At 29.2% G+C, this 20,271-nt stretch carries 26 protein-coding genes and 4 pseudogenes; 26 read left to right on the top strand and 4 right to left on the bottom strand.

What is annotated here, in order from left to right; translation table 11 throughout:
- Window positions 1–205: 205 nt before the first annotated feature.
- On the bottom strand, window positions 206–682 hold the full coding sequence (locus ACXQH5_RS01540) for a glutathione peroxidase (RefSeq protein ID WP_000448078.1): 477 nt from the start codon (window positions 680–682) through the stop codon (window positions 206–208).
- Window positions 683–793: 111 nt separating this feature from the next.
- Between ACXQH5_RS01540 and hflX the strand changes: the two genes are divergently transcribed.
- From hflX to ACXQH5_RS01430, 22 genes and pseudogenes are all read left to right on the top strand, one after another.
- Complete coding sequence (gene hflX, locus ACXQH5_RS01535) at window positions 794–2,032, top strand: GTPase HflX (protein ID WP_000068613.1); 1,239 nt, start codon at window positions 794–796, stop codon at window positions 2,030–2,032.
- 18 nt (window positions 2,033–2,050) lie between these two features.
- Window positions 2,051–3,292: a methionine gamma-lyase family protein gene (locus ACXQH5_RS01530; RefSeq protein ID WP_000652045.1), complete on the top strand. Its 1,242-nt coding sequence runs from the start codon at window positions 2,051–2,053 to the stop codon at window positions 3,290–3,292.
- A gap of 240 nt (window positions 3,293–3,532) precedes the next feature.
- Window positions 3,533–3,901, top strand: a complete 369-nt coding sequence (locus tag ACXQH5_RS01525; RefSeq protein WP_000624945.1) for a MerR family transcriptional regulator — start codon at window positions 3,533–3,535, stop codon at window positions 3,899–3,901.
- A gap of 18 nt (window positions 3,902–3,919) precedes the next feature.
- Window positions 3,920–5,260 (top strand): type I glutamate--ammonia ligase, encoded by a 1,341-nt coding sequence (gene glnA, locus ACXQH5_RS01520; protein WP_001126603.1) that lies wholly within the window; start codon window positions 3,920–3,922, stop codon window positions 5,258–5,260.
- 492 nt (window positions 5,261–5,752) lie between these two features.
- Window positions 5,753–5,950, top strand: coding sequence for a hypothetical protein (locus ACXQH5_RS01515; protein ID WP_001659797.1), 198 nt, complete (start codon window positions 5,753–5,755; stop codon window positions 5,948–5,950).
- A 689-nt stretch (window positions 5,951–6,639) separates the two neighbouring features.
- Window positions 6,640–6,864: a hypothetical protein gene (locus tag ACXQH5_RS01510; RefSeq protein WP_078065144.1), complete on the top strand. Its 225-nt coding sequence runs from the start codon at window positions 6,640–6,642 to the stop codon at window positions 6,862–6,864.
- 295 nt (window positions 6,865–7,159) lie between these two features.
- Window positions 7,160–7,366, top strand: coding sequence for a hypothetical protein (locus ACXQH5_RS01505; protein ID WP_001002343.1), 207 nt, complete (start codon window positions 7,160–7,162; stop codon window positions 7,364–7,366).
- Between the two features lie 695 nt (window positions 7,367–8,061).
- Window positions 8,062–8,172, top strand: a complete 111-nt coding sequence (locus ACXQH5_RS01500) for a hypothetical protein (RefSeq protein WP_001788716.1) — start codon at window positions 8,062–8,064, stop codon at window positions 8,170–8,172.
- Window positions 8,173–8,600: 428 nt separating this feature from the next.
- Complete coding sequence (locus ACXQH5_RS01495) at window positions 8,601–8,786, top strand: hypothetical protein (RefSeq protein ID WP_000006110.1); 186 nt, start codon at window positions 8,601–8,603, stop codon at window positions 8,784–8,786.
- Between the two features lie 511 nt (window positions 8,787–9,297).
- Window positions 9,298–9,402: a hypothetical protein gene (locus tag ACXQH5_RS01490; RefSeq protein ID WP_000477491.1), complete on the top strand. Its 105-nt coding sequence runs from the start codon at window positions 9,298–9,300 to the stop codon at window positions 9,400–9,402.
- A gap of 126 nt (window positions 9,403–9,528) precedes the next feature.
- Entirely contained in the window at window positions 9,529–9,780 is a 252-nt protein-coding gene (locus ACXQH5_RS01485) for a hypothetical protein (RefSeq protein ID WP_000956747.1), read from the top strand.
- A gap of 72 nt (window positions 9,781–9,852) precedes the next feature.
- Window positions 9,853–10,508: pseudogene (locus ACXQH5_RS01480) on the top strand (polymorphic toxin type 50 domain-containing protein); the annotation flags it as partial.
- Entirely contained in the window at window positions 10,508–10,702 is a 195-nt protein-coding gene (locus tag ACXQH5_RS01475; protein WP_000780597.1) for a hypothetical protein, read from the top strand. The pseudogene ACXQH5_RS01480 and the gene ACXQH5_RS01475, both read left to right, overlap by 1 nt.
- A 60-nt stretch (window positions 10,703–10,762) precedes the next feature.
- A complete protein-coding gene (locus ACXQH5_RS01470) occupies window positions 10,763–10,891 on the top strand; it encodes a hypothetical protein (protein ID WP_071665623.1) in 129 nt (42 codons plus the stop codon).
- Window positions 10,858–11,100 (top strand): hypothetical protein, encoded by a 243-nt coding sequence (locus ACXQH5_RS01465; protein ID WP_031874680.1) that lies wholly within the window; start codon window positions 10,858–10,860, stop codon window positions 11,098–11,100. Before ACXQH5_RS01470 ends, ACXQH5_RS01465 begins: the two co-directional genes overlap by 34 nt.
- 363 nt (window positions 11,101–11,463) lie before the next feature.
- Window positions 11,464–11,586 (top strand): hypothetical protein, encoded by a 123-nt coding sequence (locus tag ACXQH5_RS01460; protein ID WP_000027069.1) that lies wholly within the window; start codon window positions 11,464–11,466, stop codon window positions 11,584–11,586.
- Between the two features lie 70 nt (window positions 11,587–11,656).
- Window positions 11,657–12,304: pseudogene (locus tag ACXQH5_RS01455) on the top strand (polymorphic toxin type 50 domain-containing protein); the annotation flags it as partial.
- 10 nt (window positions 12,305–12,314) lie between these two features.
- Entirely contained in the window at window positions 12,315–12,509 is a 195-nt protein-coding gene (locus ACXQH5_RS01450) for a hypothetical protein (RefSeq protein WP_001217295.1), read from the top strand.
- 81 nt (window positions 12,510–12,590) lie between these two features.
- Window positions 12,591–13,256 (top strand): annotated as a pseudogene (locus ACXQH5_RS01445) (minor capsid protein); the annotation flags it as partial.
- A gap of 12 nt (window positions 13,257–13,268) precedes the next feature.
- A complete protein-coding gene (locus ACXQH5_RS01440; protein WP_000906222.1) occupies window positions 13,269–13,517 on the top strand; it encodes a hypothetical protein in 249 nt (82 codons plus the stop codon).
- A 56-nt stretch (window positions 13,518–13,573) separates the two neighbouring features.
- Window positions 13,574–13,702: a hypothetical protein gene (locus ACXQH5_RS01435; protein ID WP_031874686.1), complete on the top strand. Its 129-nt coding sequence runs from the start codon at window positions 13,574–13,576 to the stop codon at window positions 13,700–13,702.
- Window positions 13,669–13,911 (top strand): hypothetical protein, encoded by a 243-nt coding sequence (locus ACXQH5_RS01430; RefSeq protein WP_000414199.1) that lies wholly within the window; start codon window positions 13,669–13,671, stop codon window positions 13,909–13,911. Before ACXQH5_RS01435 ends, ACXQH5_RS01430 begins: the two co-directional genes overlap by 34 nt.
- 1,027 nt (window positions 13,912–14,938) lie before the next feature.
- Here the strand turns inward: ACXQH5_RS01430 and ACXQH5_RS01425 are convergent.
- Entirely contained in the window at window positions 14,939–15,964 is a 1,026-nt protein-coding gene (locus tag ACXQH5_RS01425; protein WP_000622697.1) for a threonine aldolase family protein, read from the bottom strand.
- 269 nt (window positions 15,965–16,233) lie between these two features.
- On the opposite strand from ACXQH5_RS01425, the gene ACXQH5_RS01420 reads away from it, so the two are divergent.
- The 3 genes and pseudogenes from ACXQH5_RS01420 to ACXQH5_RS01410 form a co-directional block, all read left to right on the top strand.
- Window positions 16,234–16,431: a hypothetical protein gene (locus ACXQH5_RS01420; protein WP_000435069.1), complete on the top strand. Its 198-nt coding sequence runs from the start codon at window positions 16,234–16,236 to the stop codon at window positions 16,429–16,431.
- A 56-nt stretch (window positions 16,432–16,487) separates the two neighbouring features.
- Window positions 16,488–17,969, top strand: coding sequence for a cardiolipin synthase (gene cls / locus ACXQH5_RS01415; protein ID WP_001160603.1), 1,482 nt, complete (start codon window positions 16,488–16,490; stop codon window positions 17,967–17,969).
- Window positions 17,970–18,149: 180 nt separating this feature from the next.
- Window positions 18,150–18,230 (top strand): annotated as a pseudogene (locus ACXQH5_RS01410) (hypothetical protein); the annotation flags it as partial.
- Between the two features lie 121 nt (window positions 18,231–18,351).
- Here the strand turns inward: ACXQH5_RS01410 and ACXQH5_RS01405 are convergent.
- Window positions 18,352–18,540: a hypothetical protein gene (locus ACXQH5_RS01405; protein ID WP_001027144.1), complete on the bottom strand. Its 189-nt coding sequence runs from the start codon at window positions 18,538–18,540 to the stop codon at window positions 18,352–18,354.
- 138 nt (window positions 18,541–18,678) lie between these two features.
- Here ACXQH5_RS01405 and nucI point away from each other — a divergent pair, with 138 nt between their 5' ends.
- Entirely contained in the window at window positions 18,679–19,212 is a 534-nt protein-coding gene (gene nucI / locus ACXQH5_RS01400; protein ID WP_000841351.1) for a thermonuclease NucI, read from the top strand.
- Between the two features lie 142 nt (window positions 19,213–19,354).
- On the opposite strand, the gene ACXQH5_RS01395 is transcribed toward nucI, so the two are convergent.
- On the bottom strand, window positions 19,355–20,209 hold the full coding sequence (locus ACXQH5_RS01395; RefSeq protein WP_000011826.1) for a hypothetical protein: 855 nt from the start codon (window positions 20,207–20,209) through the stop codon (window positions 19,355–19,357).
- Window positions 20,210–20,271: the final 62 nt, after the last annotated feature.

Below are 20,271 nucleotides of genomic sequence, written 5' to 3'. Positions count from 1 at the left end.
CACGATTTAATGACTCGTGTACATAACGTTTGAAGTATGATAAATAGATATAGAAATAAAGTCATATGTGACATCAATTAAATGATGTTCAAATGACAAGATACAATAGAGGAATGTTTGTAATAAAAACGCTTCATATAAAGGCCGAGTCAATATATGATACGACTTTATATGAAGCGTTTTATTTGCTATGAGCTAGTATATTTTATAATAACTTTTCTATTTCTCTTTCGATTTGAACAGGCTTTTTTTGAGGTGCAAATCGTTTAACAACGTTGCCTTCACGATCCACTAAAAACTTAGTGAAATTCCATTTGATTTTCTCATTAAAGAATCCGTGTTGTGCCGCAGTCAAATATCTAAATAATGGTAATTGATGTTCCCCTTTTACGTCTATTTTTTGATGCATAGGGAAGGTAACACCATAGTTTAATTTACAGTTTTGAGCTGCTTCTTCGCCTGATCCAGGTTCTTGGCCACCAAATTGATTACAAGGGAAACCTAGAATTACAAACCCTTGATCTTTGTATTTCTCGTATAATGATTGCAAACCTTCAAATTGTGAAGTAAAGCCACATTCGCTAGCTGTATTGACAATTAGCATAACGTCACCCTTATATGCATCTAATTTGTAAGTAACACCTTTATTTGTTTCTACTACAAAATCATAAATTGTCTCCATTGAATCATCCTTTCGATTTACTTAAAATGTACCATAAAATCGTGTAATAGTCTTTACTAAAACTCTATGATAGAATACTTTGAGTAGGATTTTATTAAGGAGATGTATAACATGGCTCAGCAACAAATTCATGATACTAAAAATAAACTAGAAAAAGCTGTCTTAGTCGGTGTACATGCTCAAGATGATAAGCAATTTAATTTTGAGTCTACAATGGAGGAATTATCATCTTTATCAGAGACTTGCCAACTTGAAGTGTTGGGTCAAATTACTCAAAACAGAGATCGTGTAGATCGCAAATATTATGTTGGTAAAGGTAAAATTGAAGAAATTCAAGCATTTATTGAGTTCAAAGATATTGATGTAGTCATCACAAATGATGAATTAACGACTGCACAATCCAAATCACTAAATGAAGCTTTAGGTGTAAAAATTATTGATAGAACTCAGTTGATTCTTGAAATATTTGCATTAAGAGCAAGAAGTAAAGAAGGTAAATTGCAAGTAGAGCTAGCACAACTTGATTATTTATTACCTAGATTGCAAGGCCATGGTAAAAGTCTTTCTCGTTTAGGTGGCGGTATTGGAACTAGAGGCCCTGGTGAAACGAAGTTAGAGATGGATCGCAGACATATTCGAACTCGTATGAATGAAATTAAACATCAATTGCGAACGGTAGAAGAACATCGCGAAAGATATCGAAATAAAAGAAATCAAAATCAGGTGTTTCAAGTAGCTTTAGTTGGTTATACAAATGCTGGTAAATCATCATGGTTTAATGTTTTAGCAAATGAAGAGACATATGAAAAAGATCAATTATTTGCAACGTTAGATCCTAAAACACGACAAATTCAAATAAATGATGGATTTAATTTAATTATTTCAGATACTGTTGGTTTTATACAGAAACTACCTACGACGTTAATTGCAGCTTTTAAATCAACTTTAGAAGAGGCTAAAGGTGCAGATTTATTAGTACATGTCGTAGATAGTAGCCATCCTGAATACCGTACGCAGTATGACACAGTTAATGATTTAATCAAACAATTAGATATGAACCATATTTCTCAAATAGTTATTTTTAATAAAAAGGATTTATGTGATCATGCATCAAATCGTCCAGCAAGTGATTTGCCTAATGTTTTTGTTTCTTCTAAAAATGATGGTGATAAATTACTTGTTAAGACGTTATTTATTGATGAAATCAAAAGGCAATTAACTTATTATGATGAGGCAATTGCGACGAATAATGCAGATCGATTATATTTTCTAAAACAACATACTTTAGTGACTGAACTTAAATATGATGAAATTGAAAATGTTTATCGTATAAAAGGATTTAAAAAATAATAAAAGGACGAAATTCAAATGAAAGATATAAGTAAGATAGTAGCTGACGTCGAATCAACATTAGCACCATATTTTAAAGAAATTGAAGAAACTGCATATATTAATCAAGAAAAAGTATTAAATGCGTTTCATCATGTCAAAGCAACCGAAAGTGATCTACAAGGATCAACAGGATACGGGTATGATGATTTTGGACGTGATCATTTAGAAGAAATATATGCGCAGGCATTTAAAGCAGAAGATGCAATTGTTCGTCCGCAAATTATTTCAGGTACGCATGCGATTACTATTGCATTACAAAGTTTATTAAAACATGGTGATGAATTAATTTATATAACGGGAAGTCCATATGACACTTTACTTGAAGTCATTGGTGTAAACGGAAATGGTATTGAAAGTTTAATGGAGCACGGCGTATCGTATAAAGATATTGCACTTAAAGAAGGTAAGATCGATATTGAAAGTGTGTTAGATGGGGTTTCCGAGCGCACCAAAGTAATAGCGATTCAACGTTCGAAAGGCTATGATCAAAGACCTTCAATTCCTCTAGATGAAATTGAAGAGGTGATTACTAGGTTGAAAGAAGTTCATCCTAATATTTTAATATTTGTGGATAACTGTTATGGGGAATTTGTTGAAAGACGTGAACCTATAGAATGTGGTGCCGATTTAATAGCAGGATCATTAATTAAAAACCCTGGCGGTGGTTTAGCTAAGATTGGTGGATACATTGCTGGTAGAAAAGATTTAATTGAACGATGTGGTTATAGATTGACAGCACCTGGTATTGGTAAAGAAGCGGGTGCTTCATTAAATGCATTGCTTGAAATGTATCAAGGTTTCTTTTTAGCACCACACGTTGTCAGTCAGAGTCTTAAAGGGGCATTGTTTACTAGTTTATTTTTAGAAAAAATGAATATGAACACAACGCCGAAGTACTATGAAAAACGAACTGATTTAATTCAAACAGTTAAATTTAAAACGAAAGAACAAATGATTTCATTTTGTCAAAGTATTCAACACGCATCCCCAATTAATGCACATTTTAGTCCAGAACCGAGTTATATGCCTGGTTACGAAGATGATGTTATTATGGCAGCTGGTACGTTTATTCAAGGTTCATCGATTGAATTATCTGCAGATGGACCTATTCGTCCTCCTTATGAAGCATATGTTCAAGGAGGATTAACATATGAACACGTTAAAATTGCTGTGACAAGAGCTGTTAAGCAGTTGAAAGAACAAGGACTTATAGAATAGATTAAATTTCACCCTAAATGATAAAGTGTTTTGGGTGAAATTTTTTTGCGAAGATTTATCAGATTATTTTTAAAAATTGAAAAAATATTTTAGCTGTAGGTCGTTTTATAGCGTTTTAGAGGTCGAAATTGCAGTTATATCAATGTTTTGAGCTTTATGTTAGAAAACCTAACATATTTTTGAAATCCTAAAAAAATTATGATAAGTTATTAACAAGTTCAAAAGTAGAGGAGAGGAACAATGATATCGAATGATGCAATCAGACGAAATATGGCTGTCTTCTCTATGAGTGTAGTAAGTAAGTTAACGGATTTAACGCCAAGGCAAATACGTTACTATGAAACACATGAACTCATCAAACCTGAAAGAACAGAAGGTCAAAAACGTCTGTTCTCACTCAATGATTTGGAAAGATTACTAGAAATTAAATCATTATTAGAAAAAGGATTTAATATCAAAGGGATTAAGCAAATCATTTATGACTCACAAGAGCATTTAACAACTGATGAACAAGAGATAAGAAAAAAGATGATTGTAGATGCCACGCAAAAGCCTATTGGAGAAACTTTGCCAATAAATCGTGGTGATTTATCCCGATTTATTAAATAAAATTTGGAGGATTTTAAAATGCCAAAACGTACTTTCACTAAAGACGACATTCGTAAATTTGCAGAAGAGGAAAATGTAAGATATTTAAGATTACAATTCACTGATATTTTAGGAACAATTAAAAACGTTGAAGTACCTGTAAGCCAATTAGAAAAAGTACTTGATAACGAAATGATGTTTGACGGTTCTTCTATCGAAGGTTTCGTACGTATCGAAGAATCTGACATGTACTTACATCCAGATTTAGATACTTGGGTAATCTTCCCATGGACTGCTGGTCAAGGTAAAGTAGCACGTTTAATTTGTGATGTATATAAAACAGATGGTACACCATTTGAAGGGGACCCTCGTGCAAACTTAAAACGTGTATTAAAAGAAATGGAAGATTTAGGCTTCACAGACTTTAACCTAGGGCCTGAACCAGAATTCTTCTTGTTTAAGTTGGATGAAAAAGGGGAACCAACTTTAGAACTTAATGATGATGGTGGATATTTCGATTTGGCACCTACAGATTTAGGTGAAAACTGTCGTCGTGATATTGTTTTAGAATTAGAGGATATGGGCTTCGATATTGAAGCTAGTCACCATGAAGTTGCACCTGGTCAACATGAAATTGACTTTAAATATGCAGATGCTGTTACAGCATGTGATAACATCCAAACATTTAAATTGGTTGTTAAAACAATCGCACGTAAACATAATTTACACGCAACATTTATGCCTAAACCATTATTTGGTGTGAATGGTAGCGGTATGCACTTTAACGTTTCATTATTCAAAGGTAAAGAAAATGCATTCTTTGATCCAAATACTGAAATGGGCTTAACGGAAACTGCATATCAATTTACAGCAGGTGTACTTAAAAATGCACGCGGATTTACTGCTGTATGTAACCCGTTAGTAAACTCATATAAACGTTTAGTACCTGGTTATGAAGCACCATGTTATATTGCATGGAGTGGTAAAAACCGTTCACCGTTAATCCGTGTACCATCTTCAAGAGGATTATCAACTCGTATCGAAGTACGTTCAGTAGATCCAGCTGCAAACCCATACATGGCGTTAGCTGCAATCTTAGAAGCTGGACTAGATGGTATTAAAAATAAATTAAAAGTTCCAGAACCAGTTAACCAAAATATTTACGAAATGAACCGTGAAGAACGTGAAGCAGTAGGCATTCAAGACTTACCTTCAACACTTTATACTGCATTAAAAGCAATGCGTGAAAATGAAGTTATTAAAAAAGCTTTAGGAAATCATATCTATAATCAATTTATTAATTCAAAATCAATTGAATGGGATTACTACAGAACTCAAGTATCTGAATGGGAAAGAGATCAGTACATGAAGCAATATTAATACGCTAAACAATGATGGGAAATCAGTAATATCAAGGGCTAGAGCGTTTTGCTTTAGCTCTTTTTTGATTTAACTGGGCAACTTTTTAAGGTGTAAAATGTGTCTTTTGTTACGATTGGGCAACTTTTGGTCAAGTAAATGTTTTGTGTATTTATTTTTTTAAAGCTGGGGAAGACCATTTTATATTTTAGTTCACATGAATTTTAATATATTTGGAGGTGATGAGATGAGGCGATAAAAGAACGTCGCGAAAACGTTGAGTATTACTTGAAAATAGCCACATTCATATTACTTCTCATGGAATTCATTTGCAGAACGTTCTAAGGTAAGACCCCGAAAAGAGGGGCCTTACTACTCATTATTAAGGGGGTAATACTATATGAAAAGAGAAACAAAACAAAAAATATCTTTTTGTTTATCGATCGGTATTTTCATTTTAGTTATACTACTATTGATTTTCTAAAAAATTAAAAATTTCGCCTCATCTAATTTATGAATTGCTATGATGAAATATACAATACAATCAAAAAATTGATAGAAAACAAAGAGATAACGAGTTATCAAATTAATAAAGATACAGGAATAAGTTACGGTAATATTAATGCTATGCGCCGTGGAGAAAGAAGAATAGAAAATTTAAGCTTAAAGAATGCAAAGATCTTATATGAATATGCGAAAAAGGTATTATAATATAAGCATTGAGTTCAATAGGCATACAATAACTGCCCAAACTAGTGACTGAGTGGGAGTTTTTATAGTATTAAAAGTTTTCTAAAAGCGAAAGAAATCATGTTTACTGATTTACTTATGTTTTTAGAAATAGTATAATAATTTTATATAATATATAGAACTTCAGTATACCTTTTGAGTATATATGGAGTTCTTTCTTTTTTACAAGATGTATATGTATAAATGGAAATGTTTATTACATTACATAAAAACCTTTAGGTGCTCTTAGATGGATGTTAATCATAAAACAAAGAGATTTTGAAAAATATAGGCTATTATAATTTAGAATTACAAATTATTAATCTTGCCATTGGATATGGGAATTCAAACATATCACTTACTCCAATTTGTGGAATGTTAAATAACTATAAAGAGGAAAGGAGAAAAAATGATAAGAATGGTTAAAGAAAAAGAACGAATAGCAAAATTAAATTTCGAATAGCTGTGACGAGCTTAATAATTCAAGTACTTAATTTTATCAAATCGTTCTTTTAAAAAGGCAAAGGGCAAAAGACCTTTACCACATTAAATAGGGAGGTGGTATTTATGACAAGAGAATTAAGGAAAAAATTAACTCTCTACCTTAACATTGCAACTTTAATATTATTTATTATTAATTTAACTAGAAAAAAATAAACTATTCTTTCATTTTGACAAAAATAATGAACCAGTTTAAAGAAATTTATAATACAATAGAAAAATTACTAAATGATAAATCAATATCTAATTATAGAATTAATCAAGACACTGGTGTTTCTTATGGTGGTATAAGTGAATCAAGAAGCGGGAAAAGAAAAGTGAATAATTTAACTTTAGAAACAGCGGAAAAACTCTATAATTACCAAAAACAATTAGAAATAATGATTGAAGATTAAAATAAGGCCATATCTTTTGAAATATCATGGAGTGAGCCTTTTAAATCATATAATTTTAAAGTATATTAAAGATGGATAGCTTAATGTGAATATAAATAAAAAATTATCGAATAATATAATATAGAATATATGAAGACAAGAAATTTTATCAATATATAATAAAAAAAGCCAATACTATTAGGTATTAGTTTTTGAATTAACTAGTTTGGCAACTACAAAGAAACAATGTATTGCTAAACGTAGTTACTGCATTAGGATTATTATAATTATAAATAGAAAGAGAGCGTGATTAAAAATGAATGAGATTGAAACTATTATAAGTGAAATAGAAAAGTTATTAACTAACAATACACCATATAGTATTTCAAAAAACTCAGGTGTACCACGTCAAACAGTTACTGATTTAAAGGTAGGTAATACTAAAATAAAGGATGCCAAATTTAAAACAATAATCAAGTTATACGAGTATCAAAAGTCGTCAGAAAATAATTCAGAGTGCTAATAAATATACCTTGTTTGATTAGGTGGACAAGAAATTAAATTTCTAATGATTTCATGGTTGTCTGTCCACGCTTTGTCCACCTCAATAAAATTATCTCTAGGTTTTTAAAATTGTACATGTTTAAACAATCAAAAGTATGCATTATTATATTATCATTTCCATAAAAATTTAAATGATCTTTAAGTGATGATATAAAAGGCTGAACATAGTAAATAAGTTAACTTTAATGCAGCATACTATACATATTTTATAATAATGTTTATGCACATAATTTTTTATTGACAATTTTTTATATTAAATTGTGTAATTGGCATATATGATGATTTGTGATAATTATATTGTAATATAGCATTTGGTTTTATGATTCTAAAATTAATAGATTTGAAAAGTATACTTTATTTCATGAAAGTTTTTGGTACATTTATTTGAAAATGTTTTTATTACAAAGTTACATGGCTAAATGTTTCTTAACAAAATTAATTCATCGAGTGTAAAGAATCGTGTGGTAAACATAATTTATATAGATTATAAGGAGGTGAAAATGGTCGAGGAAGTAAAAACGATAAAATAGTTTGAATGTTTTGATTTCAATTCTGATAGGACTATTGAATTTGCAAACTAATAAGAATGTGAGGTTTGATTTAATTCGAAGTCATATTCTTTGAATAAAATATTACTTTCTTACCATTAGTAAAATGAAGATGACTATTAAAGTGCGAAAAACAAATAAAAAAGAGAAAATAGAATTTTTAATAGGGACGTTTATAATTATTCTAGTAATATTAGGCTTCAAAATTATGAAATAAATGTATAGTATTTGAGAAGTCTATATGACTCCGGAAAAATTAAAGTCTAAAGATATTTCAATATCTCAAATTTAATAGACTACTGGAATTAGTAGTTTGAATATTGAAAGACTCTAATCTAATAAAAATACATAAAAGGTTAAACTTTAGAAGTGGTTGTAAACTTCAATGAATACTAAACATTGAAGTTTAGTAAAAGGCGTAAGGTATACAAGACAAATCGTTTGTCTTTGACAAAGTAATTGATGATGTAAAGTCGTTAATATGTAGAAACAAAAATTGAAAATATGAAATTTAACTATTATGAAGTGATGATAGCCATTAATGAATAGAAAAATAATAAAATCATTTATAAATAAAAAATACGTTAAGTTCACAGAATTTCGAAAAAAAGCAGTAAACATTGTACAGATATGGAGATGAAAAAAATGTCAGAATACAAGAAAAAGATAATTGAATTAATTGAAAGTAATTTAACAGGATATGAAATTTCTAAAAAAACTGGAGTTTCTCAATACGTACTTTCACAATTAAGACAGGGCAAACGCGAAGTAGATAATCTAACCCTGAATACAACAGAAAAATTATATGAATATGCCAATAAAGTTTTGTAATATAACTACTGTATAAATTAATCAAGCTATGTTTATTTGATTTAACTATTAATAAAAATCATATGGTGAATGGATATTATAATAATTAAAATACAAAAATAGTAGATTCCAATTTGTGAAAAAGGAGTATGTTGTTTCATTTAGAATTTATTGCACGAAATTAGCATCGAATAAGGGAAAATAAGTGTTAAGTTTTAAATGATAAAAAAGATTGGAATGGATCGTCTTGAAATGCTCCCTTCAAAGTTTTCATTTTTTCAATGTCTACTTCGAAGGGGGCATTTCCATTAAATTGTTATAGCTTTTTATATTTGTATAATGAACATATAAGTTTAAGAAGATGCGAGTGAAGGAAATAAAAAAGCTCAAATGTACCAAATTGTTAATCTTAATAAATCTCTACTTTATAAAGATTGAATGGACATTCGAGCGTTAATCAGTCAGGAGGGAATTTCACTCCTACAATTTAATAATAATACTTGCTTCACCACTGTACAAGGAGTGATTTGTTATGTTCAAAGTGAATTATTCGATTTTAAGTTATTATCCAGAATATAATATCGCAGTAAGTTGGCAACGTTTAAGAGAAGGAAAAATAATAAAAAACAAGATTTAATACTGCTGCGTCATGAGGCGCTTGAACATTATTTGATGAATAAGTATAATTACAACTATGATTATGCACATAAAATTGTATCAAAAAATACGATTATTCAATTTTTATAAAAATAAGGTGGATTAAATGCTTACATTAATAAAATTGAAAGAAGATGAACAGGTTATAATATATGAATATATACCTGAAGATGATATAAGTAACGGTAAAGGTTCAGTAACTTTTAATAAAAAAGATGCAGAGGTTATAGATTTTTCATTATCTGAAATAGAAAATGAAGAATATTTTATGTTATATCGTAATAAGTCTTTTTCTGTAGTAAGAGACTTTATCGAGAAGCAAGAATTTCCCGAAAATTATAAAATAGCTTGGTATTAAAGCATCCTTTCTACACAGATAAAGAGAAAGTGGTGCTATTTTTATACACTTTTTTAACTATTTACTGAAATAGCAGAATCACAAAAGTTAACATATTTAAAAGAACTTGGTGAAGATGGTGAATATAAATATGTTGCCAAAATAGATAGTGAAACATCTAAATTATGTCATTCACTCAACGGAAAAATATTTAAAGTTAAAGATATGATACCAGGTGTGAATGCGCCACCTATGCATCCTTGGTGTAGAAGTACCGCAGTGCCATATGTCGGCAAATGGCGAGACAAGTTCTTTAAAGAGCGTGAAGGTAAATATCAGGTAGAAGTAAAAGAAGCAAAATTACAGGAAAAAGCTAAAAACCAGATGAAAGAAATGATTGAAAGTGGTAAAATAAAAATAGAAATAAATCCTGAAAAACAGAATAGACATTCTTTAGGTCATAGACTATACGAAGAATATAAAAAAAGAATTTGTTGAAAGGAAAACAAACACCGAGTTATACACTACTAAAAAATGATGAATTAAATAAAATGCTAAATCAAAAATTTGGCACTGGACGGTTGATTATTGAAAATGAAAGAAAATGGAAAAATAAAGAAATAATTAATTTTGGTCAAATTATAGGAAAATATTACATAGATGGAAAATTTATAGAAACTAAATGGGGTACTGTTCATTATTCCAAAACTGGTAGTCATATTATTCCAAATGGAAAGGAAGGTAAGTAATGAAGTTATGGACTTACATTGGTAAAAAAGTAATGATCGAGTTAACTAATGGGCAAAAATTTATTGGAGAAGTTACAAATTATGACGATGAAATAGATAACGAAAGTGGAGAAGATTCTATACATTTAGATGACGGAATAGATTTATATGATTTTGATGAAAGCCAAATCAAATATATTGAAGTTTTAAAATAAGTATACTTTTGTAAGAAACGAATGTGTTACTATTTTTATACATTTTTTTAACCTTTCAATGTGAAGGTTATTTTTTATTGTCCAAAATGTGCTGATGACATTTTAAAAGCAAGTATGGAATATCAGTCGACAGACTATAAACGGAGGTATATCTCATGGAAAGAAATGAAAGTAATATTACTGATGTAACTCAGAACGAAGAGCAACTAGACAACAGTGATGAACAATCACAACAGAATGAGAAAACATTTTCTCAAGAAGAAGTATCACAATTGATTAAAGAGCGTATAGCTAGAGAGCGCAAAAAATCAGATGAACGTATTAAAGATGCCAAAGAAAACAATGATAGCAATGAAGTAGCTTATTTATTAAAAGGTGGTAAAGTTACAAAAGTATAAGGCGATCAAAATAGTGTATCTTTTGTGCCAGGGGAAAAAGCAAACGAATTGTTATTTGACAGTAAACCGAATTCAATTGTTATGTTACATAACCATCCTGGACAGTCAGGATTTTCATTGAATAATTTAGAGATGTTTATTGAAAATAAATCTATCCGAACATTGACTATTGTTACTAACTACATTGTAGTAAAATATATAAGTAAAACTCCATTATATAATCAGTCTCAAGTTTATAAAATAATGAAAGATATAAAACAATCTATAACTATAAGAAATAATGAAGCGATAGTTGATAATATTCTAAAGCAACTTTATAATAAAAGATATATAAAACGAAAGTACAAATAGGAGTAATACATTATGTCAATTCAACATTTAGATGGTTACATTTCTATAGAAGATTTTTTTAAGCATATGGAAGAATTATCGAAGAAAGAAGAATTAGAAAAAGAAATTAATCAATCAAAGTCTAAATATCAATAGCATCCTTTCTACACAGATAAAGAGAAAGCGGTGCTATTTTTATACACTTTTTTAACTATTTACTGAAATATCAAAATCACAAAAATTAACATATTTAAAAGAACTTGGTGAAGATGGCGAATATAAATATGTTGCAAAAATAGATAGTAAAACATCTAAATTATGTCATTCACTTAACGGAAAAATATTTAAAGTTAAAGATATGATACCAGGTGTGAATGCGCCACCTATGCATCCTTGGTGTAGAAGTACCGCAGTGCCATATGTCGGCAAATGGCGAGACAAGTTCTTTAAAGAGCGTGAAGGTAAATATCAGGTAGAAGTAAAAGAAGCAAAATTACAGGAAAAAGCTAAAAACCAGATGAAAGAAATGATTGAAAGTGGTAAAATAAAAATAGAAATAAATTGCGAAAAACAAAATAGACATATGTTAGGTCATCACCTATATAATGAAAATAAAAAAAGAGCCATTTTAAATAATAAGAAATTGCCTAGCTATACAATACTTTCTATAGATTTATTGAATGAATTGTTAAGAGAAAAAATGTCAACAGGCAATCTAATATTAAGTGATGAGCTATTTGATATGAAAGAGATTATTAATTTTAATCAAATTATTGGAAAAGTACATATCGATAATGTGTATATTGAAACCAGAAAAGGAAAAGTGCATTATTCGAAGACAGGTGCTCATATAGTACCTTATATTGATAAGTAGGTGAAAAGTATTGAGAATTGAAGATGCATATCGTAAAGATGTTATTATCACGCTTTTGAATAATGAAGAATACGAAGGGTTTGTAACTGACTATGAAAATGAATTCGAGAGCGAAACAGGAAATCTAGTTGTAGATATACAGACTGATTTTGCTGTTTATTCGTTTGATGAAACTGAGATAAAAAGTATTAGATTATTAAAATAATTACAAAATAGCATCCTTTCTACACAGATAAAGAGAAGGTGGTGCTATTTTTATACACTTTTTTAACTATTTACTGAAATAGCAGAATCACAAAAGTTAACATATTTAAAAGAACTTGGTGAAGATGGCGAATATAAATATGTTGCCAAAATAGATAGTAAAACATCTAAATTATGTCATTCACTCAACGGAAAAATATTTAAAGTTAAAGATATGATACCAGGTGTGAATGCGCCCCCTATGCATCCTTGGTGTAGAAGTACCACAGTGTCACATGTCGGCAATTGGCGAGACAAGTTCTTTAAAGAGCGTGAAGGTAAATATCAGGTAGAAGGTTCTTTTATTGAATCGGGTGCACTTAATAATAAAAGTGATGAATACGGTATCAAAAGGAACAGACATGCCCAAATTTATTATAATTCAGTTAGAAATCGAGATAAACAGATAGAGATTTCTAAAATTGCTAAAAATACTAATATAAATAAAAATACAATTCAAAGAGTTTATGAACATATATTTGAAAATAAGTATTTATTGGAAAGTGGATTTAAACAATTTGATCCTGACTTTTATATGGCTCAAAGTTGGCAACGTTTAAGAGAAGGGAAAAATATTAAAAAAATGGATATAATAATGTTGAAACATGAAGCTCTTGAACACTATCTAATGAATAAGTATAATTTGAACTATATAGAGGCACATAAACTTACAGAAATAAAATATAATTATAGTATTTTAATTAATTAGAGGTGGAAATGATTGCTAATATTAAAAATAAAAGAAATTAATGATAAAAGTGTTACATATAAATATTTTCCTAATAATGATGAAAATATTAAGCCTGGTATTATTCAAATGGATATAGATAGTCTTGAAGTTATCAATGCTGAAAAATCTAGTTTAGAAAAAAATATAAGAGATAATTATTTTATTCATGCCATAGACAGAATATACATAAATACTAGTAAAGGGCTATTTCCTGAATCTGAACTCGTAGCATGGGGATAAAGAAAGTTTACTTAAAAAAATTTCATATTTAATTTTAAAAATTTTAACCTTCTAACGTGAAGGTTATTTTTTATTGTCCAAAACGTGCTGATGACATTTTAAAAGCAAGTATGGAATATCAGTCGACAGACTATAAACGGAGGTATATCTCATGGAAAAAAATGAAAGTAATATTACCGGTGTAACTCAGAACAAAGAGCAACTAGACAACAGTGATGAACAATCACAACAGAATGAGAAAACATTATCTCAAGAGGAAGTATCACAATTGATTAAAGAGCGTATAGCTAGAGAACGCAAAAAATCAGATGAACGTATTAAAGATGCCAAAGAAAACAATGATAGCAATGAAGTAGCTTATTTATTAAAAGGTGGTAAAGTTACAAAAGTATAAGGCGATCAAAATAGTGTATCTTTTGTGCCAGGGGAAAAAGCAAACGAATTGTTATTTGACAGTAAACATAATTCAATTATTATGTTACATAACCATCCTGGACAGTCAGGATTTTCTCTTACAGACTTGTATTTATTTATATTTAATAATTCTATTAAAACACTGACAATTGTTACAAATAAAGGTCAAACAAAGTACTTAACTAAGACAAAAGAATATTGCAAATCAACTTGTATTGATTGTATAAAAAAATATAATAAAAATAAGAATATAAAAAAATTCAATCATAAGGATATTGATATGATTCTAAAGAGATTATATAATAGTGGTAACATAATATATAAAGTTAGGTGATTAAAATGTATTTTGCACAGTTAGATGGTGAAATAACTAATAAACAGTCACAAGAATTATTGGATAAAGAATACAAGAAAGCAATAGAATTAGAAAATAAGAATTCAAATTCAAAAGATAAATAGCATCCTTTCTACACAGATAAAGAGAAAGCGGTGCTATTTTTTGCGCTTTTATAACAACTAAGGATACAAGACACATACCTTCAACAATATCCTCATCTAAACCTATTGATTTCCTAAGCTCAATTTTAAACACAAAGTTTATTTGAAAAGATGCACACCTATAAAAATCTTAATCATCGAAAAGTCACAAACATCTCCATATTAAAAACTTAAATAGTGCATTTCATTTAAACTAAACATCGATATTCCTACCAATATATACTTAGTAATTCGATTGTTAATACATCACTTTCATAAAATAACTATAACCATCATAATACTTCTCAAATCTCGTCAAATTAAAGTAAATACAGCACAAATTAACATTTTTAAATATATAAAATAAAACAAGATACTCAATAATCTGTAGTATCTTGTTTTGGATAATGTAATTTTACATCATCAACGGCTTCAAATGAGCAGTTTCATATATAAATAAACACAACTACTCAACTGATCTTAATTGATTAATTAATAAATGATTTGCCAGATGACATATTGCAGCATTATTAGATTAATTCTAATAGTTTATTTAAAATTTCTTCGGTTGTCGCCCAGCTGGTTGCGAATCTAACAACACGATGTTGATCATCGTATTTTTCCCAAACAGCAAATTTAACTTTTTGTTCTAACTCTGCTATTTTCTCGTTACTTAAAATAAAAAATTGTTGATTGGTTGGAGAATCAAAGTAAAGACGATAGCCTTTATTTATAAACCCGTCTTTCATCTTATTTGCCATTTCGATAGCATGTCTGCTTATATTAAAATATAAATTATCCGTAAATAATTCTAAAAATTGTATGCCTGTTAACCGTCCTTTTGCTAAAAGGGCACCGTGATGTTTGATTCGAGTGGTAAATTGTTTCGGTTCATTATTTTTTGTGAAAACAATAGCTTCTCCGCAAAGTGCACCAATCTTCGTACCACCTATATAAAATACATCACAATATTTAGCGATATCTTTAATAGTCATGTCTGATTGGTCACTCATCAATCCATACCCTAATCGTGCACCATCCATAAATAATGGAAGCTGATATTGCTTACATACTTTACATAACTCTTCCAATTCTGATTTAGAGTATAATGTGCCATATTCTGTAGGATGAGAAATATATACCATTCCTGGGAATACCATATGGTCCTTTTTAAAATCACTTTTAAATGTCTCCATGTAAGTTTCAACATCTGAAGCACTAACTTTTCCTTCCTTAGATGGTATAGTAATTACTTTATGTCCACTATATTCAATTGCACCACCTTCATGTACAGCAACATGACCAGTGTCTGCTGAAATGACCCCTTCGTAACTTTCTAACATTGAATTAATAACAACCTGATTGGTTTGTGTTCCACCTACTAAAAAACGAATAGTAGCATTTGGACAGTCAATTGTATCTTTAATCTTTTCAATTGCCTGAGCTGTGAATTGATCAAAGCCATATCCCGAAGCTTGTACAAGATTTGTATCTACTAATCGTTTTAATACTTTTTCATGAGCACCTTCTAAATAATCATTTTCGAATGAAATCACTACATTTCCCCCTAAAACTAATATCAACATTTTAATAAGATAAACCAATTTCAAAACTAGTTCGATATTTAAAATGTATTATGAATGGTTAAAGTTTGTATCGCATTATCGCGAAGTTGAATAAATATATTATACATCAAACAATACATTATGAAAATTATTTAATTTTTTATCGCAATTACTTTGCGTGCCGAAACACATATATTAATGATTGAATTTTACTGTTAAAAGTTCTATGATTTAGGAAATAGAGAAAAGAGGGGATTTAAATGGAACAAATTAAACTTAAAACTTTTACAGCTGAGACTTTAGAATTATTAGAATCAAATATCAATGAATTTTTAGCTTCTGAAGAAGCTGCAAATTTGAAATTAGTAAATATTACAATAAAAGAAATTGAAGAAAGAACATTTCCAAATAATGAAGAAGAGTTTAATGCAATATTAACTCTATCTGTAAATAAATAATCTGGAACGAAAGGTGCAAAAGTTTTTTGTGCCTTTCTTTATAGGAGAAATAAACTATGCAATTTTCATTTTCAAATGATTTAGGAACACTTTTTACCATCATTTTAGCAATTGCCTTTATCATTAATTTGGTTCTAGCTTTTATTATTATTTTTTTAGAAAGAAATAGACATACAGCCAGTTCAACATGGGCGTGGTTATTTGTACTTTTTGTATTACCATTAATTGGTTTTATCCTTTATCTATTTTTTGGAAGAACGGTTTCTGCGCGTAAACTAAATAAAAATAATGGGAACGTGTTAACAGATTTTGATGCGCTTTTAAAGCAGCAAATTGAAAGCTTTGATAAAGGTAATTATGGTACAGATAATAAACAAGTTCAAAAGCACCATGATTTGGTACGTATGTTGTTAATGGATCAAGATGGCTTTTTAACTGAAAATAATAAAATTGACCATTTTATTGATGGAAATGATTTATATGATCAAGTTTTAAAAGATATTAAAAATGCTAAAGAATACATCCATTTAGAGTATTATACATTCGCTCTAGATGGCTTAGGCCAAAGAATTTTAAAAGCGTTAGAAGAGAAATTGAAACAAGGTCTAGAAGTGAAAATTTTATATGATGACGTTGGTTCAAAGAAAGTTAAGATGGCTAACTTTGATCATTTTAAATCGTTAGGTGGAGAAGTTGAAGCATTTTTTGCTTCTAAATTACCGTTATTGAATTTCAGAATGAATAATAGAAATCATAGAAAAATCATCGTAATCGATGGTCAACTAGGTTATGTCGGAGGATTTAACATTGGTGATGAATATTTAGGTTTAGGAAAATTAGGATATTGGAGAGATACGCATTTACGTATACAAGGGGATGCGGTTGATGCACTGCAGTTGCGATTTATTTTAGACTGGAATTCGCAAGCACATCGACCTCAATTTGAATATGATGAAAAATATTTTCCTAAAAAGAATAAATCATTCGGTAATGCGCCAATCCAGATTGCTGCAAGTGGTCCCGCCAGTGACTGGCATCAAATTGAATATGGTTATACAAAAATGATTATGAGCGCTAAGAAGTCGGTATATTTGCAATCGCCCTATTTCATTCCGGATAACTCATATATAAATGCCATTAAAATTGCAGCTAAATCAGGGGTAGATGTTCATCTAATGATTCCATGTAAGCCAGATCATCCTTTAGTTTATTGGGCGACATTTTCAAATGCATCTGACTTATTATCCAGTGGTGTTAAAATTTATATGTATGAAAATGGATTTATACATTCTAAAATGTGCTTAATTGATGATGAAATCGTATCAGTGGGCACAGCAAATATGGACTTTAGAAGTTTTGAATTAAATTTTGAAGTAAATGCCTTTGTATATGATGAAAATCTTGCTAAAGATTTAAGAGCGGCTTATGAACATGATATTACAAAATCAAAACAACTTACTGAAGAATCTTATGCTAATAGACCATTGTCTGTTAAGTTTAAAGAATCGTTAGCTAAATTAGTTTCGCCAATTTTATAAAGAATAATTTCAAGTCTCATTTTAATGAGGCTTTTTTTATTTCTGTAATTAATTACTATAATTATATTATGTAAACAATTGAAGTGACAAATGTCATTTTGAACCAATGACAAAGTATCCTATTTTAAATCGAATAAATTTATTAATCTTAAATTAATAAAATATTAAGAGGTGGTTCATTTGATTCAAATATCTAATATTAATAAATCATTTAAGAAAAAGCGTGTTTTAAAAAACATTTCAGTTGGCATTGAAAAAGGCTGGATCTAAATACAAACAAAAAAGTATTGAGTGTTTTGATTTAAGAGACTTTGAAAGTGAGTCCATAATCAAAATCTTACTCAATACTTTTATTTTGGTACTCTCAAGTTAGATTTGTTAACTAATTGTTTCGTTTATTATAAAACGAAACAATCAGGTAAACGATAAAGCCTACAAAGATACCCAATAAAATAGATAGTACTGCCGTCACTATTAATGGTAATTTGAAAAATATTTGTAGGAAAATACCAATGATAATTGCGATAATTACTGCAATTAATGTGACTGTATTTTCATTTGAAATGTTCATTCATTTTCACTCCTTAACAATAACATTATATCATGCTATAGCTTTCCAAAATATTGAAATATGTAGATATGGCTATTGACGATGTTTCTTAACTTTTATATGATTAATCGGAATGAAAAAAGAGAAGTAGGTGGCAAAATGAAGTCAAATAAATCGCTTGCTATGATTGTGGTAGCCATCATTATTGTAGGTGTATTAGCATTTCAATTTATGAATCATACGGGGCCTTTTAAAAAGGGAACAAATCATGAAACTGTACAAGATTTAAATGGTAAAGATAAAGTACATGTTCAAAGAGTTGTGGATGGTGATACATTTATTGCAAATCAAAATGGTAAAGAAATTAAAGTTAGGCTTATAGGGGTTGATACGCCAGAAACGGTGAAACCGAATACGCCTGTACAACCATTTGGCAAAGAAGCATCAAATTATAGTAAGAAGACATTAACAAATCAAGATGTTTATTTAGAATATGATAAAGAAAAGCAAGACCGCTATGGTAGAACATTGGCGTATGTATGGATAAGTAAAGATCGTATGTACAATAAGGAATTAGTGGAAAAGGGACTTGCTAGAGAGAAGTATTTTTCACCAAATGGCAAATATAGAAATGTATTTATAGAAGCACAAAATAAAGCTAAACAACAGAAATTAAATATTTGGAGTAAATAATTAAATAGGTGATTATATATATTAAAGTAAAATATACTTGAAGCATCGATTTATTATTACCATAAATTTATATATAGAAATAATTTAAAGGCATAATAACCATAGTGCGTATCGAGCGTAATGGATTATTATGCCTTTGATTTTACTTGAATATAGCTGTAATTTGATCAACCTGTTCTTTATTTAAAGGGTGTTTAGATAGCTCTATGGCTTCGCTAATAATACGTCGTAACGAAGATTTTGTTGAAACTGTATCAACATATTTATCTCTTTCTTCAGAACCTTGAATGATATTAACTGTACCATCACTAAAGTAAATAACACCGGTACTTTGGACTTTAAAGTTAAAGTTTTGTTCAATATGATCCTTTAATGCTTTAGCATTATTTGCTGCTAATTGATACGGATCATAATCATAAAAATCATAAATAACACGATTTGGTTGAACTGTTTCTGTAAAAGTATAGATAGACTTTCTTGATGAATTAAACTGATCATGATATTGCTGGCTAATGTAATGACCGACAACTTTTTCAATATTACTATTGCTCATTTCTGTATCATGCTCATCAGGTACATCAAAGTGATAAAATGTTTTTTCACCCCAGCTTTTTACATCAACGTTTATTAAACCGATATCTGAAACAATGATAAAATCAAATGAACGTGCATACTCGAAAAACGGATGTTTAGTAGCTAAATTGCTTGTAACGATAATATCGTAATATTTTAATTTACCATTTTCGAGGTAGCTATCTAAAATCTTGCGTAATTCTCTTTTAGCATTTTTGTATGCATGGTGGCCAACATCATTATTAGAACTCAGCATTTGACTTCTTAATTCAGCATTTTCTGCACTTAATGCTTTGTTCTTTTTAATAAGTTGCTTTCTTGCATAAACTTCGGTATCTATTTTACTATTACTATACCTTTGATTTAAAACTAATATACCAATTAATGCTACAATGATAATGATAAGTACAACATAAAAAGACATTTTTTCACCAATCCTTTTTGACTTCTTTAACTTTGTATACAATAATAATTAATAAAGATTAA

The sequence above is a fragment of the Staphylococcus sp. SA22 genome (assembly GCF_054165785.1).
Note: the sequence above shows the minus strand (reverse complement) of the source record. Positions and strands in the feature narration are given on the sequence as shown.

Excerpts from the sequence above, each read along its gene's own strand:
- ACXQH5_RS01540 (WP_000448078.1), bottom strand. The coding sequence starts at position 682 with ATGGAGACAATTTATGATTTTGTAGTAGAAACAAATAAAGGTGTTACT.
- hflX (WP_000068613.1), top strand. The coding sequence starts at position 794 with ATGGCTCAGCAACAAATTCATGATACTAAAAATAAACTAGAAAAAGCT.
- ACXQH5_RS01530 (WP_000652045.1), top strand. The coding sequence starts at position 2,051 with ATGAAAGATATAAGTAAGATAGTAGCTGACGTCGAATCAACATTAGCA.
- ACXQH5_RS01525 (WP_000624945.1), top strand. The coding sequence starts at position 3,533 with ATGATATCGAATGATGCAATCAGACGAAATATGGCTGTCTTCTCTATG.
- glnA (WP_001126603.1), top strand. The coding sequence starts at position 3,920 with ATGCCAAAACGTACTTTCACTAAAGACGACATTCGTAAATTTGCAGAA.
- ACXQH5_RS01515 (WP_001659797.1), top strand. The coding sequence starts at position 5,753 with ATGAATTGCTATGATGAAATATACAATACAATCAAAAAATTGATAGAA.
- ACXQH5_RS01505 (WP_001002343.1), top strand. The coding sequence starts at position 7,160 with ATGAATGAGATTGAAACTATTATAAGTGAAATAGAAAAGTTATTAACT.
- ACXQH5_RS01500 (WP_001788716.1), top strand. The coding sequence starts at position 8,062 with ATGAAGATGACTATTAAAGTGCGAAAAACAAATAAAAAAGAGAAAATA.
- ACXQH5_RS01495 (WP_000006110.1), top strand. The coding sequence starts at position 8,601 with ATGTCAGAATACAAGAAAAAGATAATTGAATTAATTGAAAGTAATTTA.
- ACXQH5_RS01490 (WP_000477491.1), top strand. The coding sequence starts at position 9,298 with ATGTTCAAAGTGAATTATTCGATTTTAAGTTATTATCCAGAATATAAT.
- ACXQH5_RS01485 (WP_000956747.1), top strand. The coding sequence starts at position 9,529 with ATGCTTACATTAATAAAATTGAAAGAAGATGAACAGGTTATAATATAT.
- ACXQH5_RS01475 (WP_000780597.1), top strand. The coding sequence starts at position 10,508 with ATGAAGTTATGGACTTACATTGGTAAAAAAGTAATGATCGAGTTAACT.
- ACXQH5_RS01465 (WP_031874680.1), top strand. The coding sequence starts at position 10,858 with ATGGAAAGAAATGAAAGTAATATTACTGATGTAACTCAGAACGAAGAG.
- ACXQH5_RS01460 (WP_000027069.1), top strand. The coding sequence starts at position 11,464 with ATGTCAATTCAACATTTAGATGGTTACATTTCTATAGAAGATTTTTTT.
- ACXQH5_RS01430 (WP_000414199.1), top strand. The coding sequence starts at position 13,669 with ATGGAAAAAAATGAAAGTAATATTACCGGTGTAACTCAGAACAAAGAG.
- ACXQH5_RS01420 (WP_000435069.1), top strand. The coding sequence starts at position 16,234 with ATGGAACAAATTAAACTTAAAACTTTTACAGCTGAGACTTTAGAATTA.
- cls (WP_001160603.1), top strand. The coding sequence starts at position 16,488 with ATGCAATTTTCATTTTCAAATGATTTAGGAACACTTTTTACCATCATT.
- ACXQH5_RS01405 (WP_001027144.1), bottom strand. The coding sequence starts at position 18,540 with ATGAACATTTCAAATGAAAATACAGTCACATTAATTGCAGTAATTATC.
- nucI (WP_000841351.1), top strand. The coding sequence starts at position 18,679 with ATGAAGTCAAATAAATCGCTTGCTATGATTGTGGTAGCCATCATTATT.
- ACXQH5_RS01395 (WP_000011826.1), bottom strand. The coding sequence starts at position 20,209 with ATGTCTTTTTATGTTGTACTTATCATTATCATTGTAGCATTAATTGGT.